This is a genomic window from Larkinella humicola (genome assembly GCF_008727875.1).
GTDB classification, from domain to species: domain Bacteria; phylum Bacteroidota; class Bacteroidia; order Cytophagales; family Spirosomataceae; genus Larkinella; species Larkinella humicola.
Genome location: NZ_VTWS01000010.1, coordinates 61,006 through 79,307, shown reverse-complemented (window position 1 = coordinate 79,307; position 18,302 = coordinate 61,006). Strand labels below are relative to the sequence as shown.

The window sequence follows — 18,302 nt, the reverse complement described above, 5'->3', positions numbered from 1 at the left end:
AATCTTACTTTTTTGGTCTTATGAAATCCTGGTGCGCGCTCTTTTTGCTGTTGTCTACTGCGGTTCATGCACAACCAGCCTCCAAACCACGCGCCCGCGACCTCGGCATTCCGCTAAACGGAAAACCGGGTCCATTCAATGCGATCACCGATGTTCCCGGTGTGCTGGTGGGCTACAAAACCCGGATTGAGGGCCGCGGAAAATGGGTGTTGGGGAAAGGGCCGATCCGAACGGGCGTCACGGTGGTGCTGCCCACGGGGAAAACCGACCGGACTTACCCGGCGGGTTACTTCATTTTCAACGGCGACGGCGAAATGACCGGAATTCCCTACCTCCACGACTACGGCACCGGTTTTGGTCCGGTCGGCATCACCAACACCAACAGTGTCGGGGTGGTTCGCGATGCCATCGGCGCGTGGTGTCACCAGCGGTTTTCGACCAAAACGGCGCTCGATTTTTCATTCGGTTTGCCCCTGGTCGGCGAAACCTGGGACGGGTTGCTAAACGACATCAACGGCTTGCACATCCAAAAAGAACACGTCTTCCAGGCGCTGGAAAGTGCGGCTTCGGGGACGGTTTTGGAAGGAAACGTCGGCGGAGGAACGGGCATGGTTTGCTACGGTTTCAAGGGAGGAACCGGCACGGCTTCGCGACAGATTCGAATTGGTAATCAGGACTATACGGTGGGAGTGCTGGTGCAGGCCAACTTTGGCCGGCGCGACGATCTGATGATGGCAGGGGTTCCGGTCGGGAAAGAAGTGACGGATTTGATGCCGGTAATCAATGAAAAAGACGGCTCGATCATCGCCATCGTTGGAACCGATGCGCCACTCGTTTCTTCCCAACTGAATCTGGTGGCCAAGCGGGTGACGATGGGCCTGGCCCGCACCGGGACCTACGGCACCAACAGTTCGGGTGATATTTTCATGGCCTTCTCCACGCAGAAAGCCGCGTTTGACGCCGACACCAAAACGACCACGTACCGATCCGTGGATAAATCCAGTCTGGATGCGGTTTTTAAAGCCACCGTTGAAGCCACGGAAGAAGCCATTCTGAATGCCCTGGTGGCGGCCGAAACGATGGAAGGCATTGATCACCACAAAGTATACGGCCTGCCCCACGACCGGCTGAAAGCGGTTTTGAAAAAGTATAACCGGCTGAATGAAGGGAAATAATGACTTTGAAAATAGTAAATACGAATCGGACTTTCACTATCTTGAGTTTAAATTCTCCATCCAACCATGACACTTGACGAATTTCGGGCGCTTCATCTGGATTCCTCCAGCCATTACGTTGCCATTCAGCTTAAAGGCGATCAGCCACCCGTTAAGCCCGCCAAACTGTATGATCCGCTGCCTACGGAGGCCTGCCCGATCCTTTTTTACAGCTATTTAGAAGGCAAACGACGCTTTTTCTCGATTATCCCGTATGATTTCACGGGAGCGGTCACGCATTACAGCCGCCACATTCCGCTTGAAGAGATCGAATCCATTACCGAACTACCGCTGATTGTCCGCAACAAACTACACAGCAACGGAAAACGGTTTTGAAAAGGCGGTTTTACGAATGCCGCTTCATGACGTCTTTGATTAACCGCCACGCCTGAGCGGGATTTAATCCATATTTGGCAGAAAGGGCCCGATCCAGGGAGTTGCGAAGAGCCGCGATTCCATGTGAAAATTTTCCCACTTCCTGATTTTGCTTCGCCCACTCGGATATGATCGCATCATAACTGAGAAAATGGGAGGGGCTTACATTCACAAGAACAGGTTCCTGAAATTGGGCCTGCATCATCGCATCGTGGTCCTTCCACAGTTTGGCCAGGCACATAAATTCGCCCCGAAAACCCGGGTCATCATAGACCTCATCCACTACCTTCTGATGGGCGGTCTGGATGGTCGATCCGATCTCACTGGCCGACAAATCCCAATACCACCACTGAGTGGGGCTGCCTTTTTTGGCCTCGTAACTCCGTTGAAAGGCGGTTTTAAACAAATAAGCCTGTAAAGTGTAGGCTCTGTCGAGATCCTCTTCTTTCAGCATGCCGATCCGATTGACCCTGAACCGGTCTATAATTAGGGCGACGCACAGCGGATCGGTAGCTTTCAGAGGGCAATCCGCAATGGCCTGTTCAATATCGGAATCAACCGGATCGGCAAAATCGACCAGTGACGACAACTTGAACAACAGCTTCTTTTTTTTAGGCTCCTCCAGTTGACTGAAATGCGCCAGCAGTTCGTCATGCGAAAGAACTCCCTGCCCGAACCGGACAATCGCTATCTCCTCTTCCAATGTCATGGCGACGAATCTTTATACTCTTTTATGTTTTCTTCAAGGATAAATATAGTTTTTTTATGCGAACTTGTTTGCTTATTTACGCCTGTCCAATTTTTTCAACCCATGCAAATCATCATTACCGGCGGTGCCGGTTTTCTGGGTCAGCGGCTGGCCAAAGCACTCCTGAACAGTTCGCTGGCTTTTGAGGAATTGCTTCTGGTCGATCTGATTTTACCAACGAATCCGGGAAACGACGATCGGGTGCGTTGCCAGCAGATCGATCTGTCGGCAGAAGGCGCGGCCAAAAGCATCGTGTCGTCCAGAACCGGGCTTCTGTTTCACCTCGCAGCGGTGGTGAGCAGTCAGGCCGAAAAGGAGTTCGATCTGGGCTTGAGCGTGAATCTCGACAGTTCCCGGCACCTGCTGGAAGCTTGCCGTCACCAGCAGCCGGGCATCCGGTTTGTGTTTGCCAGCGGTTTTGCCGTCTACGGCGGGGAACTCCCGGCGGTGGTCGATGAACGGACCGTCATTACACCCCGTTCCTCGTACGGCATTCAGAAGGCCATCGTGGAGTTGCTGGTCAATGACTACAGCCGGAAAAATTTTGTCGATGGAAGGGTGCTGCGGTTGCCCACCATTTGTGTCCGGCCCGGCCGACCCAATCAGGCGGCCTCTTCGTTTGTCAGCAGCATCATTCGGGAACCCATTCACGGCGAAACCGCCATTTGCCCCGTTTCGCCGGATCTGACCGTGTTGGTGTCCAGCCCGGACACAATCATTCGCAACCTCCTGCATGGGGCCACGCTGGAAAGCACCGCCTTCGGCGACTGGCGGACGGTCAACCTGCCCGGCATTTCGGTTCCCATCCGGGACATGCTCGAAACCCTGGAGCGGCACACGAACCGGGAAACCGTAAACCGGGTCGAGTTCCGGCCCGATTCCGCCATTCACGCCATTGTCAGCAGTTGGCCCACCGCCGTCGACAACCGCCGGGCGCTTCAGCTTGGCTTTTCCGTAGATCAGGATTTTGACGGGTTTATCCGGCAGTTTCTGGCGGAGAAATAGAGACTTGGAAAAGTCTTTACTTCTTCTTTTTCCGCTTCTTCCGCCCCAACTGCAGTTCCTCCGCTTCCTTCATCAAGGCTTTCAGGTCAAACTGCGCGCCTTTGCTGGCATCGACGGTTTCCTGGTAGTCGATCTGGTCGATCTGGGCGACGCGGATGGGTTTGTCCAGAAACGTTTCAATTTCGTCGAGGATCGGTTTTTCTTCGGGGCTGCAAAACGAGAACGCCTGACCTTTCTGGGTTCCCCGACCCGTCCGGCCCACGCGGTGAACGTAGTTCTCGGGTTGCTCGGGCAGGTCATAATTGACGACGTAATCCACGTTGGCGATGTCGATGCCTCGTGCACTGATGTCGGTGGCAATCAGCACCTTAACCTCCCCGCTTCGGAACTGATTCATCACCTGCAAGCGGTCTTTCTGTTCCTTGTCACCGTGAATGGTTTCGCTCTTGATCCCAACGCGTTCCAGGGCCTTTAACACCCGTTCTGCCCGGACTTTCGTCCGGACAAATACCAGAATTTTGCTGTCGGGATGTTCCTGAATCAGCCGTTCCAGAAAAAACCGCTTGTCGTCCATCCCGACAAAAGCCACGGAATGGTCGATGTTTTTGGCCACCGGATCTTTGGGCGAAATCTGAATCCGGATGGCATTGTGCACCAGCGAATAGGCTAACTTCTTGATTTTCTCGTTGATCGTGGCCGAAAAAAACAGCGTTTGCCGCTTGCGGGGCAGGAATTTCATCAAATCCTGGATGTCTTTGATAAAGCCCAGATCAAGCATGTGATCGGCTTCGTCCAGAATCAGGATTTCGACCCGCTGCAAGCGGATGTAGCCCTGGCTCACCAGATCGAACATCCGGCCCGGCGTCGCAATCAGAATGTCGATGCCCGCTTCCAGTTGCGCAATCTGCGGGCCCTGCTCCACCCCACCAAAAACACAAAACACTTTCAGGTTCATGTGCCGGGAAATCTGCTCGAACACCCCGGCGATTTGCAACGCCAGCTCGCGGGTCGGCACCATTACCAGACACTTGATGCCCTCCGCCCGCTTCTGCTTTTTCCGTTCATGCAGCATACTGACGACCGGAATGGCAAAAGCCGCCGTTTTTCCGGTGCCGGTTTGGGCAATCGCCAGCACGTCTTCGCCCTTCAGAATCGGCGGTATCGATTTAAACTGAATGTCGGTCGGTTTTTTGAAGCCTAACCCTTCCAGATTCCGCTTAATATCGGGGGCAATATAATAATCGTCGAATTTCATGGTGGTGTACGCTGGACTCCGGTGGTGGTTGGTCATGTCCAATGCAAGTGCGAAGTAAAGGGAATATTCCTGAAAAACCGTTCCAACCCTTTTGACTTCCCCTGAGTCATCTTCCAAAAACAACAGATACTGGATGAATACGTTTCCTCACTACGGAATCCTGGTCGGAACGGTGGTCTGGCTGGCGGGCCTGTTGATGGCCGGTTGCCAGACCACCGACCGCGTCACGCCCCTTGCCGAAAAAGATTCAGTCGTTCTTTATACCACCGGCCAACTGCTCGACCTGCAGGCCCGTCGCTACGTAGCAGTTTACTGGGAACAGGACAACATGCACCGCCTGGAACTGGGATTGGCGCAGGAAACCGGCTGCTACGGCCTGCAAAAGCAGGGCAACGACCTGTACATTGCCGGGTATTACGTCGATCCGGCGGACGAGCGGATGAAACCGTGCTACTGGAAGAACGGCCGCAAAATCGACCTACCTCTCCCCAACCATCTGGTCTTTGACAAAGCCGGATTGCGCGACCTCCAGTTTTTTCAGGGCGCACTGTATTTGCTGGGAAGCATTGATTTACAGCCGGTTCTCTGGAAAATAAAAGGCAATTCGACACCTGAGATGATCGTTCTCAAAGGATTTCCTACGGCTGTTGAAGGCGGAGAACTTGGCACTGGAAACCTCGCTCTGCACAACGACCAGCTCTTTGTGGGCGGGGTTCAGGTGCTGGAACAGAATGGCGCGTTTGTCGTTCATCCGGGCCACTGGACGGTCGATCGGCGTGATTCGGTCCGGTTTCAGGAAATTGACAACCGACCGGTCAAATCACTCTCATTTTACATTCTGCCGTCGGATCAGGGTGTTTTTATAGCTGGTGAACGGAACGACGTCCGGGATCGCTCGGCGCCCACCCCGACCATCTGGAAAAACGGCACCCGGTTTCAACTAAGCCAGCCCGTCGACCCGGCATCGCAGCGGCTGCACGAAATGCAAACCGACCGCCAGGGCCACCTCCACCTCAATATTCTCGATTACCGCCGGTTTTTGCCCGTCGTCTGGCGGGTGAGTCCAACCGGCGACGTGACCGAAACCCTGCTGCCCGTTCCCAACGGAGCGACGCGGGCTTTTTGTCAAAACCTGGCTTTAAGCAAGGATACGCCCTATTACAGCGGGACGTATGAACTGGGCGGAAAATACCACGCCTGTTTCTGGATCGGCAACCAGCGCACCGAAATGGAAACCGCTGATGGCAGCTTTCTGACACTCAACCGGATGATTGCCGTTTCGGCAAAACAATAACAAAAAACCACCTCTGCCGTGCGGAGGTGGTTTTCCAGTTTGTCTAATTCTACGGTATTACTCGGCGGGGGTGTTCAAAACCACCGACCGGGCGGGTGTGGAAACCGGCGGAGTGGCCACGTTCACTTGCTTGCGAATGGCGCCCTGAGCCGACTTGAATTCCAGCTCGTAGGCACCATCAGCCAGATTTTTCATGTCCAGTTTGGCCGCGTATTTCAATTCTTTCTTCGAAATCGTTTCCTGAAAAATGATTTCTTTTTTGTCGTTGCGCAGCAGAACCGTCACCGGCTCCGCGGCCGATTTTACGACGGATACCCGAATCTTGTTTTCGGAAGTCACATAGGCGCTGGCACCAAAGGGCAGTGCGCTGGGCGTAGCGGGTTCACTCAAAACCGGGGCGCTCAATAGCGCGGTACAGATCAGATTACTCAGGAGATTGAACATGGTGTTGTTTACGTTTATGTATTTGTTGTTGTTGGGTATGATTCAAAAGGTGTTGCTTACGTGTTCGGTTACTTGTATTCCAAACGCCGTGCCAATATCTTAATATGTTGATAATCAATGAATTAAAATCATTCTCCAGAAATCAAACTGTACGAAGCCGGACAGGTGCTGTTCGCTGCCGGACAAAGATGTCCGTTTGGCTTTCGCACGGCGATTCTGTAGTTTTGAGTGACCCCAACCAATGCGTTCTTCGATGAAATCAACGCTTACACTTCTGATAACGACCATGCTTTTGACGGATCTCGCGCCAGTGAACGGCCAATCCATTGCGGAAAATCCTTTTTTCACCGCCTATACCACACCTTTTGGCGTACCGGCCTTCGACAAAATCAAGCCGGAACACTACGAACCGGCTTTTGAGGAAGGCATCAAACAGCAGGCGGCTGACATTGCGAAAATCACCAGCCAGACCCAGGCACCCACTTTTGCCAACACCATCGAAGCCCTGGAAGCGGGCGGTGATCTGCTCAGTCGGGTGAGCACGGTATTTTTCAACCTCAACAACGCCAACACCAGCGAGGCTCTTCAGAAAATTGCCCAGACCATCGCGCCCAAACTGGCGAAAAACGGCGACGATATTGCGCTGAATCCGGCCCTGTTCAAGCGCGTAAAAACCGTTTACGACCAGCGAAACCAGCTTAAACTCACCGGCGAACAGCAGCGGTTGCTCGAAAAAACGTACAAGAATTTCGTGCGGGGCGGAGCCGCTTTGACCGCCGACAAACAGGAACGGCTGCGGAAAATCAATGAAGAGCTTTCGGTCCTGACCCTGAAATTTGGGCAGAACCTGCTGGCCGAAAACAACGCCTACACGCTGGTAATCGACAAAAAGGAAGACCTCAGCGGTTTGCCCGCTTCGCTCGTTGAAGCGGCTGCCAACGAAGCCAAAAAGCGGAACACCCAGGGCAAGTGGATTTTCACCCTGCAAAACCCGAGCATCATGCCGTTTTTGCAATATGCCGACAACCGGGCGCTCCGCGAGCAGATTTTTCGGGCGTATCTCGAACGCGGCAATCACAACGACGAGCGCGACAACAAAGCCCTGATGGCTAAAATGGTGGACCTCCGGGCCGAAAAAGCGCAGTTGCTGGGCTACGAAAACCACGCGGCTTTTGTGCTGGAAGAAAGCATGGCTTCAACGCCAGCCAAGGTGAGCGAACTGCTCAATCAACTCTGGGCTGCAACCGTTCCCGTTACGAAACAGGAGGCAGCCGAATTGCAGGCGCTGATGGACAAAGAGGGCAAAAATGAAAAGCTGGCGAGTTGGGACTGGCGGTATTATGCCGAAAAACTCCGCAAACAAAAATACGCGCTCGATGGTGAACAGCTCAAACCGTATTTCTCGCTCGAAAACGTCCGCGAAGGCATTTTCATGCTCACCGGGCGGCTCTATGGCTTGCGTTTCGAACGGCGGACGGATTTACCAATCTATCAGGAGGAAGTTCAGAGCTACGAAGTGAAAGAAGCCGACGGACGGCACATCGGGATTCTGTATATGGATTTTCACCCGCGCGCCAGCAAACGCGGAGGGGCGTGGATGACCAGTTTTCGGCGGCAGGAAGTTGAAAAAGGCCAGAAAATCACGCCGGTGATTTCCATCGTCTGCAACTTCTCGCGCCCGTCGGGCGACGCCCCGGCCTTGCTCAGTCTGGAGGAAACCCGGACGTTTTTCCACGAATTCGGCCACGCCCTGCACGGTTTGCTTTCCAACGTCACCTACGCCAGTCTGTCGGGAACGTCGGTGCCACGCGACTTCGTGGAACTGCCGTCGCAAATCATGGAAAACTGGTCGGAGGAATCGCAAATGCTGAAACTCTACGCCAAACATTACAAAACCGGCGCGGTGATTCCGGATGCGCTAATCGAGAAAATCAACAAAAGCAGTCTGTTCAACCAGGGTTTTGAAACGACTGAATACCTGGCCGCGTCGCTGCTCGACATGGATTACCATACGCTGAAACCCGGCGAGGTGCCGACGGATGTGCTGGCTTTCGAAAAGCAGTCGATGGATAAAATCGGTTTAATCGACCAGATTCCTCCGCGCTACCGGAGCACGTATTTTCAACACATTTTTGCGGGCGGTTATTCGGCGGGTTATTACAGCTACATCTGGTCGGCGGTTTTGGATGCCGATGCCTTCGAAGTATTCAAACAAAAAGGATTATTCGATCAGAAATCCGCCCAGTCGTTCCGCAAAAACGTCCTCGAAAAGGGCGGTACCGACGAACCGATGACGCTCTATAAAAATTTCCGGGGTTCCGAACCCGACATCAAACCGCTGCTCCGACGCCGGGGCCTGCTGAAGGTTTTATAAAGTTGGTTTACGGTTTTCAGTTTACGATTTACGGTTGGCTGGCGCATTTGGGAAAACGAGCCAGCCAACCGTAAACTGAAAACCGTACACTTTAAATTGAGTGGATCAGGATTTGCAAGTAAATAGTGAATGAAAATCGCTGAAATGAAAATCATAGTAATGGCCTTGGCCACCCTTTTATTAATTGCTTCCTGTAAAAAAACGAACGACACAACACCCGCTTTTACGGAAACAAAAATCAATTTTACCACCCACAAACTGACCTCGTTCTCCGCCCTAAAAAACTCAAGGTATTTGGTTGTTTTTGAATCTGGATTAGGCGATGACCATACGGTGTGGAACAACAAAGCCATTGCTTCACAAATAAACAGCAAACTCGATGTGCTCCTGTATGATCGGGCAGGTTATGGGCAATCAGAAAATGGCCCGGACCCACGAAATATCGACCGGTTACGCAGCGAATTGGAGCACGTAATCGACACATTTTCAAACGGGCGAAAAGTCATATTGATCGGGCACTCCCTGGGCGGCTTGATTATTCGAGATTATGCGGTGAAAAATCCCCTCAAAACGGCCGCCCTGTTATTTGTTGATCCTTCACACGAGTTTTATAATCATCCCTCACAGGCAGAAGAGGACAGGCTCTACGACGCTTCCAAAAACGCCAATGGGGCCAATTTCGGAGGAACGCAGGAAGCCAGGGAATTTATAGAAGACCTGCAGTATGTCAGCACATTACCCTCTTTACCAAACGTCCCCGTACTCGTGCTCACTCACATGCAGGTGGATGCCACCCATTCAGCATCAGCCCTGCAAACCTTGTACAATGCCCACGAATTATTAAAAAATGGGGTAACCGATTTTACCCATATTGCCGCTCCCCTTTCGGGGCACTACATTATGATTGACGAACCGAATTTGGTACTTGATAATTTCAATGTATTGCTTTCAAAATTGCCCTAAATTTACGTTCCTGCTTCCGTCTTGAGCTGATCAAGATTGGTCATCCAAACCCCATCATGAAAAAACACCTACCCGCCCTCCTGCTGGCGTTCTCCCTGATTTCCTGGATCATCGACGAAGTTCCCCAAGCGGTGATTACCAACGACTCCATCAAGGCAACGCTGTATTTGCCAGACACCGCCACCGGGTATTACCGGGGCACGCGCTTCGACTGGTCGGGCGTAATTGCCAATCTGGAATACAAAGGCCACAGCTATTTCGGGAAGTGGTTTGACAAATACGATCCATATCTGCACGACGCCATCAGCGGCCCGGTCGAAGCGTTTGACCCGATTGGGTACGATCAGGCCAAAACCGGCGACCTGTTTGTGAAGATTGGGGTCGGAAGCCTGCGGAAAATCGACAATGATCCCTACAAATTTGTCGCACCCTACCAACACGTGGACAAGGGGCAGTGGTCGGTTCAGAAAAAAGCTGATCTGGTGCGGTTTACCCATGTGTTGAAGGATGCGGCCGGGTACTCCTACGAATACGAAAAAACCGTGAAGCTCACTAAAGGCAAGCCCGAACTGGTGCTGGAACACCGGCTGAAAAATACCGGCAAACAGCGCATCGAAACCGCCGTTTACAACCACAATTTTCTGGTGATCGACCAGCAGCCGTCGGGCCCGGATTTTCGGGTTCAGTTTGGGTTTCCGGCCAAACCGACCGGTGATTTAAAAGACATTCTGGCCAGTAAAAATCAGGAGCTTACCTTTTTGAGACCGCTCCAGAACCGCGAAAGTATTTACACACTCGTGGAAGGCTACGGAGCCAGCGCCAGCGATTACGACATCCGGGTCGAAAACACCAAAACCGGCGCGGGTGTCCGGATTCGGAGCGACCGGCCCCTATCGAAGCTGGCGTTCTGGTCGAACCCGAAAAACCTCTCGCCCGAACCCTTCATTGCGATCAATGTGGCACCGGGACAGGCGTTTACGTGGAAGATTTCGTACGAATTTTATACAACAGGGCAGTAAGGAACGGTCGATTCCGCCACGATTCTTCAAAAAGGCATCAGGAAATCCTGATGCCTTTTTGATTAGCGAACGGGCTGCCATGCCACGTCGTCAAACTTCGGCAGCTCAATGTTGGCCAGCAGTTCGTCTTCCAGCAAAGCCGCCCATTCGGTCAGATAAGCCACAACGTCGTCGCGGTGGTTATGGCGGAGGTAACGCTTTTCGATGGGGAAACGGGCCAGCACCCGCCGGTCGGTCAGTTTTTCGAGGTTCTTCAGGTCTTCAATCGCCAGACCGGCCTGCAACATTTCACTAATTACCAGATCGATCGGCATGTAGCTCGTGGGGCAATAGTCGGCCACCTGCTCATTCCAGTCGCCGTAGCGCTGCATGGCGTAGGCGTGAATCTGGGCTTTGGTCAGTTTGGTCAGTTCCTGAGCGAGGTTGCCGCAGTTGCAGCCGCCCATGTGCCCCCATTCATACGGAGCGCCTTCCTGTAGTTTCCGGGCGGTCCGGCGCAACGCAGCGATCAGTTCGGGATTTGGTCGTGCCATGGTAGTACAAAGTTTACGATTTTACCAACCCAACAGATTGTGATTTATTTTTGTTTCCGGCGAAAACGTCTCTTTTAGCAGAAAAAAAGGTAGCTATTTTTCTCTAAAAACGCTTACTCAAACCAGGTAAATCCCGTCTTCCTTAATGGCAATCTTCCGTTCCCGGAACAACGTGCCGATGGCTTTCTTGAAGGTCTTCTTGCTCATCTCCAGCGTCTGGTAAATGGCATCCGGTTCACTGTAATCGTTGAGGGGAAGAAAACCGTTCTGCTCTTTCAGCGTGGCCAGAATCCGCTGCGCATTCGGTTCCACGTTTTCGTATCCCGGTTTTTGCAGGCTCACATCGATCCGGTTGTCGTCGCGAATGGTCTTGATGTAGCCCGTCAGCCGGTCGCCGGGATACACCTGGCGGAACACCTCGTTTGCGTAGACAAGGCCCCGGTAGCGGTTGTTGATGATGACGTTGATTCCCAGATCGGTCGGTTCCCAGGCCAGCAGCGACACCTCCTGCCCTTCCGTCAGGTTGGGCACTTCCGAGTCCAGAAACCGGTTGAGCCGGCTCGACGCCACCAGCCGGTCGGTTTCGTGATCGAGGTACAGATACACGACGTACCAGCGGCCCACTTCCATCGGGCGGCTTTGCTCTCGGTAGGGCACCAGCAGGTCTTTTTCCAGCCCCCAGTCCAGAAACGCGCCCACGCTCGTGACCGAAACGACCTGCAAACGCGCAAACTGGTTGCGCTGAATTTTAGGTGTCAGCGTGGTGGCAATAATCCGGTCTTCCGAGTCGGTGTACACAAAGACATCGATCGGATCATCGACCCGCAGTGATTCCGGCACGTATTTGTTGGGAAGCAGGATGTCATTGTCCTCATCGTCGCCCAGAAAAACCCCGACGCTGGTTTCGCGGAGGGCAATCAGGGTATTTATTTTTCCAATTTGTATCATTCGAAACGGTTTTTCAAGCCCTTCTTATTTCTTCTGCCGGTCAGCCCAGGCATCCATCTTGTGTTCCAGCACATCCAGCGGCATACACCCGTCTTTCAGGAATTCGTCGTGGAAAGCCGCCAGATTGAACTGGTCGCCCAGTTGTTTTTCATATTTGGCCCGCAATTCCCGGATTTTCAACGCCCCGATCTTGTACGACAATGCCTGCGCCGGAATCGCCATATACCGCTCAATTTCGGCCACCGCGCCCTGTTCTGCAATCGGTTCGTTGTCCATCATGTACTTGATGGCTTCTTCGCGGGTCATCTGTTTGGTATGAATCGCCACATCGACCACCAGCCGGATCGCCCGGTGAATTTCGTCGCTCAGCGCGCCCATGTACTGGTACGGATCGGTGTAAATACCCAGTTCCTTGCCCAGCGACTCGCAGTACAACGCCCAGCCTTCGCCGTAGGCACCATACCACGCAAACCGCCGGAATTTCGGCAAATCCGTGTTTTCCTGCTGCAGCGAAACCTGGTAGTGGTGACCCGGAATGGCTTCGTGCAGAAACAATGACTCCATACCGGACGTAACGTTGAATTTAGCCGCATCCGGAATCGGAACGTAAAAAATACCGGGGCGACTGCCATCCGCCGACGCCGGGTTATACTCCGCACTCGCCGAGGCTTCGCGGAACTTCTCCGTTTGCCGGATTTCAAATTTCGACTTCGGCGTTTGGGTGAACATCTTCGCCAGATTCGGCTCGATTCGCGCCAGAATCGTGTTGAAAGCCGCCAGCACGTCTTTTGGCTGTTTGTAGGGATAAAATTTCGGGTCGGTTTTGAGGTGGGTGAAGAAATCATTCAGCGAACCGGGAAAACCCACCTGCGTTTTCACCTTTTCCATTTCACCCCGAATCCGGGCCACTTCTTTCAAGCCGGTCTGGTAGATTTCCTCCGGCATTTTGTCGGTGGTCGTCCAGGTTTTGACCAGTTCTTTATACAATTCCGGCCCTTGCGGAACAACATCGATGCCCGAGGTCGTGCGCGCTTTGGGCAGGTATTCCTGCTGTAGAAAATCGCCCAGTTTTTTGTACGTCGGCACGATCTGTTCCAGAATCGCCTTTTTATACGCGGCTGTCAGGCGGTTTTTATCCGCTTCGCTAAAGTCTTTCGGCAGGTTCTGGATCGGGCCGTAAAACAGGCTTTTGGTGGGGTCGGTCACCACCAGATCGGTCATCTGCGGAATCATCTTCACCACCAGGCTTTTCGGCCAGATCAGGCCGGTCGCCATGCCTTTCCGGAAATTAGCCACGGCGGTATCGCCCCAGACCTGAAAGGCCGAAACCCGCTTCAGCCAGTCGTCGTAATCCTTGACAGTTTTGAACGGCTGCGCCCCCGCTCCGCTGCCCAATTGGCCAAACGACAGCGTCAGTCCTTCGAACTGCGAAAATGGCACGTATTCGAGGTGAAACTTAAATTGATCCAACTGCAGTTCCAGCTCGCGTTTCAGAATATCGTACGAAATTTTGTCCTGATCCGACAGTTTTTCGCGATCAAAGGCTTTTATCTTTTCGAGATAATCGGTGTAAAATGCCTTCGTCTGGCCAAGAAATGCCTGCGAAATACTGTTGGGCAGCAAATCGTTGTAGCGGTTGTCGCCCTGATAGGTTGCTTCAATCGGGAACAGCTTCAGGCGTTCTTCGTAGTACGTATCGACGGTTTGGGCGAAATCGGCATTGGCAGCCGTGTTTTCCTGTCCGGTTTTGGAGTTACAGGCCATCATCGAAGCCATAAGCAGAGCGGATACAAGGAGTAGTTTCATGATCGAATCGCATTCGGCAAAAGTTCAGTGCGGAAAGGTAGCCATAAACCGCCGAAAACCCTGACAGCGATGGGCCGCCCGGTGATTGAAGACTACTTTCCTTTCAGTAAAAATTGCCCGCACAAATGGTAACATGAACAAAGTCTTGTTAATTTGGGGCTTTCTCATCACCCCTAAACGACCGTTGAATGCGGAGGCTCTTGCCCAACAGGAAAAGTGTTTTGCGAACAGGATGTTGGACACTGGCAATTGGTCTCTATTTTTTCACCGCAGCCACGGCCCAGCCGATTGAATTTCCGCAACCCGAGGTCATTTCGGATCGCCAGGGCTTACCGCAGGCCTTTGTTTCGGCCATTGTTCAGGACCGCCAGGGCTTTATCTGGATGGCCACCCGCGACGGTGTCTGCCGCTACGATGGCAATCGGTTCAAAATCTTCCAGCACGAAACCGGCGGTCGTCCCTCCCTGTCCTTCAACGGTGTGGCGGCCCTTACCATTGACCACCAGAACCGCATCTGGATCGGCACCATTCGCGGTGGAATTGATGTCTTCGACCCACTCAAAGAAGCGTTCACCAGTTTTACGAACCAGCCCGCGTTTCAAAAAGTGCTGGACAGCTCGGATTTTCCCGATAACACCTTCCATCGGCTGGAGTATCTAAAGTTTTTTCGGGACCGGCAGGATAACTTCTGGCTCTGGTACGAAAACTCCGGGTTGGTCCGGGTTTCCCTCAAAAAAAAGCAAATCACCCGCTATAAACACAATCCGGCCGATTCAGCCTCTCTGCTTAGCAACGGGGTCAATGCCGTAACGGAGGATCGACACGGGATGATCTGGATTGCCACGGCCAGCGGACTCAGCAGGCTTGACCTGAAAACCAATCAGTTTCGACACTATCGACCCCATGCGGGACAACCCGGCCCCAACGCAAAGTCGATTCCCGAACCGTATATTGCCAATGTGGTTGCTCTACCCAACGGCGATCTGCTGCTGGCTTCGCTCTGGCATATGACGGTTTTTTCACCGGCGACGGGTCAATTCCGTTCGTATCGGCTCCCCGAACAGGGGCAATCGCCCAACAGTAACAAATGGCGAAAAATGCAGATTGTCACCGACAGTTGGGGCAATCAGTATTTCGATCAGTTCAGTGTGCTGTTCCGGTTTAACGAACAGGAAGGCCCCCGGGCAGTCGCTCATCTACCACACAACCAGGAATGCATCAGCCTGTTCATGGATCGTTCCGATGTGTTGTGGATGGGTACCAACGGGTCGAGTGTCCACAAGTATGACCTCCGGGCCTTGCCGTTCCGGGCGCAGCCCTACCGGGCAAACTTCGTTCAGGATTTAGTTACTGAAGGCTTAAAGCTGCCGGTGGCGCAGGTACCCGCTCCGCTCGCCAAACCCGATCCGTATAAATTTCGATCTACATACGACGGCCAGGGTGACCTCTGGATAAATGCCGGGAGCTGGCCGTTCTATCGGCTCGAGCGCCAAAACCAGACGCTGACGGCGATTTCAAAACCGCATCCGGATGACAAGGACGAGGCCGTTGCCATTCCGCTGGCCAGCGATCCGGATGGAAACGTCTGGTTTATACAGGACTCGCTCGCGGGCTGGTACAACAAAACCCGCAAACAGTGGCAACGTTTCCCCTGGCAAATTCCATCTTCCGTATCGGGTCAGGTATTGCAGGCGGTTGTTGATCGAAAAGCACTGTGGCTGGCTACCGAATTACGGGGATTGGTTCGGCTCGACCGGAAAACGGGGCGCAGTACGCACTACCGGCATCAGCCCAACGACTCGACCTCGCTGAGCAGCAATTCGTTATTCTGTCTTTTTCAGGACCCCGACGATCCCGACCGCCTGTGGGTCGGCACCTTCGGCAGCGGTTTGTGTGTATTCGATAAACGAACCGGGCGGAGTCGCCGATTGACGGTGGCCGACGGTTTACCCAACAACACCATTTATTCGGCCATGCCGGACCGGCACGGTTATCTGTGGATCGGAACGAACAAAGGCTTGTGCCGCCTGAACCGCCGAACGTTCCAAACGTATACCTTTACCCGTGACGACGGTTTATTGTCCAATGAATTCAACCGTTTTCACTTCCTGCAAGGAGCCGACGGGCGGATTCTGATGGGCGGTCTGGAAGGAATGACGAGCTTTTATCCGGACCAACTCAGCCTGGATGTGTTCAAACCTAAAGTTGAGATTACGGGTTTGCAAATCAACAACCGCCCCATTAAACCGGGTCCTGGCTCGCCCGGCGGCTGGTCACCGGCGCAAGCCATCACGGAACTGATGCTGCCACATGACCAGAATTTTCTGACCATCGAATTTGCCGCTCTGCAATTCAACCGGCTGGGTAAAAACCGCTTTCGCTACCGGCTCGTGGGTATCGACCCCGACTGGGTGGAAACCACTCGTCCTGAAGCCATTTACACCGACCTGCAACCGGGTCGGTATACCCTGGAACTCAACGCAGCCAACACCTCCGGGGTCTGGAGTCCGCACATCCGCTCGCTGGGCCTAACGATCCGTCCGCCGGTTTGGGCCACCTGGTGGGCCTACGGACTGTATGCCCTGGCGGTTTTTGGGATAGCCTTCGCCCTGATTCAGGTTTATGTGAACCGGCTCCGGCTGCGGCAGTCGATCCTGCTGCAACAAAAGGAAGCCGAACAGCTTCGGGCGGTCGACGAAATGAAGTCCCGGTTTGTGACCAACATTACCCACGAATTCCGCACCCCGCTGACCCTGATTCTGTCGCCCACCGAACAGATGAAACAGGAATTACCGGACCCGAAAAACCAGCACCGGTTATCGACCATTGAGAAAAATGCCAACCAGTTACTCCGCTTGATCAATCAGCTTATGGATCTGTCGAAACTGGAAGCCAACGCGATGGCGGTACATGAATCCCGGGGTGATCTCACTGCATTTGTCAAAGAATGCCTGCAACCGTTTGAAATTCAGGCCAAAGCCAAGGGAATTCAATTAATTTTCACCAGCCAGGCTGACCACGACTACTGGTTCGATGCCGACAAACTGGAGCGGGTAGTCAATAACCTGGTGGCCAATGCGACGAAGTTCACACCGGTTGGCGGAACCCTAACCGTCGACCTTCAACCCGATGGGTCCGCTGAAAAACCGGGGGTGACCCTGACGGTTTCCGATACCGGCCCTGGCATTCCCGCCGATCATCTGCCCCGCATTTTCGACCGGTTTTACCAGATTGAAACCAAATCAAAAACGCGTTTTCCGGCCCATTCCCAACAGGACGGAACCGGAATCGGCCTGTCGCTGGTGAAAGAGCTGGTGGAACGGCAAAGCGGACAGATTCGCGTGGCCAGCTCGGAAGGCCAGGAAACCACCTTTACGGTTTGGCTGCCGTACCGGAAAATACCGGCGAACGATCCCGTGCCGGCGTTGCGGGAAACGGAGTTGCCGGTCGTCGATCCGATACCCACCCCGGACGAATCACCCCGGATTCTGCTGGTGGAAGACAATGACGATCTGGCCGGTTTTATCGCCGAAAGTTTACCCGCTCACTATCAGGTATTCCGAACGTCGAACGGGGTTGAAGGATTTGAAAAAGCCGTTGAGCTGATTCCGGATCTGATCATCAGCGATGTCCTGATGCCCGTCCAGGCCGGGCCCGAAATGGACGGCTACACCCTGTGCGAAAAACTCAAAGGAAACCGCCACACCAGCCACATTCCGGTGGTGCTGCTGACGGCGAAAGCCTCGGTCGACAGCCGGTTGGCGGGCCTGTCACGGGGTGCCGACGATTACATCACCAAGCCTTTTCACGTCCAGGAATTGCAACTGCGGATCGGGAATCTGCTGGAACGCCAACGCCGGTTGCGCGACCGAATCCGGCTCGACCTGTCCCGGCCCGGCCCACCCGGAACCACTGAAAAACCGGCTGAAACCGATCCTTTCCTGCAACAGGTGATGGCGCTGGCGGAAGCCAACCTGGACAATTCGGCGTTTGGGGTCGACGAGCTCAGCCAGTTAACCCAGATGAGCCGGATGAGTTTGTACCGAAAACTAAAGACGCTGACCGGTCTGTCGACCGGTGATTTCATCCGGTTGTACCGGCTGAAACGCTCGACCCAGTTTCTGACCGAAGGCCACTCAGTGTCGGAAACCGCTTATTTAGTCGGGTTCGAAACACTGGCCCATTTCTCCAAAACGTTTCGGGATTACTACCAGGTCAGCCCCAGCCAGTTCACCAATCAAACCTGATCAGCCTCCCTCTTTTGATATTTCAGCAATACCCCGACTGCTTCTGTGGCCGGGGTGTTTTTTTGGGCAGCAACCAC

General features: G+C 53.5%; 14 protein-coding genes. 8 read left to right on the top strand and 6 right to left on the bottom strand.

The genetic code is table 11. The annotated features are described in order from the left end of the window. The first annotated feature begins 20 nt into the window (after positions 1 to 20). Together F0P93_RS28045 and F0P93_RS28040 are read left to right on the top strand one after the other, a co-directional pair. Entirely contained in the window at positions 21 to 1,175 is a 1,155-nt protein-coding gene (locus F0P93_RS28045) for a DmpA family aminopeptidase (RefSeq protein ID WP_150881125.1), read from the top strand. 66 nt (positions 1,176 to 1,241) lie between these two features. Beyond that, positions 1,242 to 1,550 (top strand): hypothetical protein, encoded by a 309-nt coding sequence (locus F0P93_RS28040; protein WP_150881124.1) that lies wholly within the window; start codon positions 1,242 to 1,244, stop codon positions 1,548 to 1,550. 10 nt (positions 1,551 to 1,560) lie between these two features. Here F0P93_RS28040 and F0P93_RS28035 read toward each other — a convergent pair whose 3' ends face one another. Then, positions 1,561 to 2,298 (bottom strand): DUF5958 family protein, encoded by a 738-nt coding sequence (locus F0P93_RS28035; RefSeq protein WP_150881123.1) that lies wholly within the window; start codon positions 2,296 to 2,298, stop codon positions 1,561 to 1,563. A 102-nt stretch (positions 2,299 to 2,400) separates the two neighbouring features. On the opposite strand from F0P93_RS28035, the gene denD reads away from it, so the two are divergent. Next, positions 2,401 to 3,342, top strand: a complete 942-nt coding sequence (gene denD / locus F0P93_RS28030) for a D-erythronate dehydrogenase (RefSeq protein ID WP_150881122.1) — start codon at positions 2,401 to 2,403, stop codon at positions 3,340 to 3,342. Positions 3,343 to 3,358: 16 nt separating this feature from the next. On the opposite strand, the gene F0P93_RS28025 is transcribed toward denD, so the two are convergent. Continuing rightward, positions 3,359 to 4,597: a DEAD/DEAH box helicase gene (locus tag F0P93_RS28025; RefSeq protein WP_150881121.1), complete on the bottom strand. Its 1,239-nt coding sequence runs from the start codon at positions 4,595 to 4,597 to the stop codon at positions 3,359 to 3,361. A gap of 133 nt (positions 4,598 to 4,730) precedes the next feature. On the opposite strand from F0P93_RS28025, the gene F0P93_RS28020 reads away from it, so the two are divergent. Next, positions 4,731 to 5,891 carry a hypothetical protein gene (locus F0P93_RS28020; RefSeq protein WP_150881120.1) on the top strand — a complete coding sequence of 387 codons (1,161 nt, stop codon included), beginning with the start codon at positions 4,731 to 4,733 and terminating at the stop codon, positions 5,889 to 5,891. A 57-nt stretch (positions 5,892 to 5,948) separates the two neighbouring features. Here the strand turns inward: F0P93_RS28020 and F0P93_RS28015 are convergent, their stop codons facing one another. Then, positions 5,949 to 6,335, bottom strand: coding sequence for a DUF3244 domain-containing protein (locus F0P93_RS28015; protein WP_150881119.1), 387 nt, complete (start codon positions 6,333 to 6,335; stop codon positions 5,949 to 5,951). A gap of 253 nt (positions 6,336 to 6,588) precedes the next feature. Here F0P93_RS28015 and F0P93_RS28010 point away from each other — a divergent pair, with 253 nt between their 5' ends. The 3 genes from F0P93_RS28010 to F0P93_RS28000 all read left to right on the top strand — a co-directional run bounded on the left by F0P93_RS28010 (position 6,589) and on the right by F0P93_RS28000 (position 10,691). Continuing rightward, a complete protein-coding gene (locus F0P93_RS28010) occupies positions 6,589 to 8,709 on the top strand; it encodes a M3 family metallopeptidase (protein WP_150881118.1) in 2,121 nt (706 codons plus the stop codon). Positions 8,710 to 8,838: 129 nt separating this feature from the next. Then, positions 8,839 to 9,672, top strand: coding sequence for an alpha/beta fold hydrolase (locus F0P93_RS28005; protein ID WP_150881117.1), 834 nt, complete (start codon positions 8,839 to 8,841; stop codon positions 9,670 to 9,672). Positions 9,673 to 9,728: 56 nt separating this feature from the next. After that, positions 9,729 to 10,691, top strand: a complete 963-nt coding sequence (locus F0P93_RS28000; RefSeq protein ID WP_150881116.1) for a hypothetical protein — start codon at positions 9,729 to 9,731, stop codon at positions 10,689 to 10,691. A gap of 62 nt (positions 10,692 to 10,753) precedes the next feature. On the opposite strand, the gene F0P93_RS27995 is transcribed toward F0P93_RS28000, so the two are convergent. The 3 genes from F0P93_RS27995 to F0P93_RS27985 form a co-directional block, all read right to left on the bottom strand. After that, positions 10,754 to 11,224: a hypothetical protein gene (locus F0P93_RS27995; RefSeq protein WP_150881115.1), complete on the bottom strand. Its 471-nt coding sequence runs from the start codon at positions 11,222 to 11,224 to the stop codon at positions 10,754 to 10,756. A gap of 117 nt (positions 11,225 to 11,341) precedes the next feature. Next, entirely contained in the window at positions 11,342 to 12,172 is an 831-nt protein-coding gene (locus F0P93_RS27990) for a CvfB family protein (RefSeq protein ID WP_150881114.1), read from the bottom strand. Positions 12,173 to 12,196: 24 nt separating this feature from the next. After that, positions 12,197 to 13,978, bottom strand: a complete 1,782-nt coding sequence (locus tag F0P93_RS27985) for a DUF885 domain-containing protein (RefSeq protein ID WP_150881113.1) — start codon at positions 13,976 to 13,978, stop codon at positions 12,197 to 12,199. A gap of 221 nt (positions 13,979 to 14,199) precedes the next feature. Here F0P93_RS27985 and F0P93_RS27980 point away from each other — a divergent pair, with 221 nt between their 5' ends. Further along, positions 14,200 to 18,225 (top strand): hybrid sensor histidine kinase/response regulator transcription factor, encoded by a 4,026-nt coding sequence (locus F0P93_RS27980; RefSeq protein WP_191908944.1) that lies wholly within the window; start codon positions 14,200 to 14,202, stop codon positions 18,223 to 18,225. Positions 18,226 to 18,302 lie beyond the last annotated feature (77 nt).

Bases quoted from the DNA above. Each gene is read 5' to 3' on its own strand.
- F0P93_RS28045 (WP_150881125.1), top strand. From the start codon at position 21: ATGAAATCCTGGTGCGCGCTCTTTTTGCTGTTGTCTACTGCGGTTCAT.
- F0P93_RS28040 (WP_150881124.1), top strand. From the start codon at position 1,242: ATGACACTTGACGAATTTCGGGCGCTTCATCTGGATTCCTCCAGCCAT.
- F0P93_RS28035 (WP_150881123.1), bottom strand. From the start codon at position 2,298: ATGACATTGGAAGAGGAGATAGCGATTGTCCGGTTCGGGCAGGGAGTT.
- denD (WP_150881122.1), top strand. From the start codon at position 2,401: ATGCAAATCATCATTACCGGCGGTGCCGGTTTTCTGGGTCAGCGGCTG.
- F0P93_RS28025 (WP_150881121.1), bottom strand. From the start codon at position 4,597: ATGAAATTCGACGATTATTATATTGCCCCCGATATTAAGCGGAATCTG.
- F0P93_RS28020 (WP_150881120.1), top strand. From the start codon at position 4,731: ATGAATACGTTTCCTCACTACGGAATCCTGGTCGGAACGGTGGTCTGG.
- F0P93_RS28015 (WP_150881119.1), bottom strand. From the start codon at position 6,335: ATGTTCAATCTCCTGAGTAATCTGATCTGTACCGCGCTATTGAGCGCC.
- F0P93_RS28010 (WP_150881118.1), top strand. From the start codon at position 6,589: ATGAAATCAACGCTTACACTTCTGATAACGACCATGCTTTTGACGGAT.
- F0P93_RS28005 (WP_150881117.1), top strand. From the start codon at position 8,839: ATGAAAATCGCTGAAATGAAAATCATAGTAATGGCCTTGGCCACCCTT.
- F0P93_RS28000 (WP_150881116.1), top strand. From the start codon at position 9,729: ATGAAAAAACACCTACCCGCCCTCCTGCTGGCGTTCTCCCTGATTTCC.
- F0P93_RS27995 (WP_150881115.1), bottom strand. From the start codon at position 11,224: ATGGCACGACCAAATCCCGAACTGATCGCTGCGTTGCGCCGGACCGCC.
- F0P93_RS27990 (WP_150881114.1), bottom strand. From the start codon at position 12,172: ATGATACAAATTGGAAAAATAAATACCCTGATTGCCCTCCGCGAAACC.
- F0P93_RS27985 (WP_150881113.1), bottom strand. From the start codon at position 13,978: ATGAAACTACTCCTTGTATCCGCTCTGCTTATGGCTTCGATGATGGCC.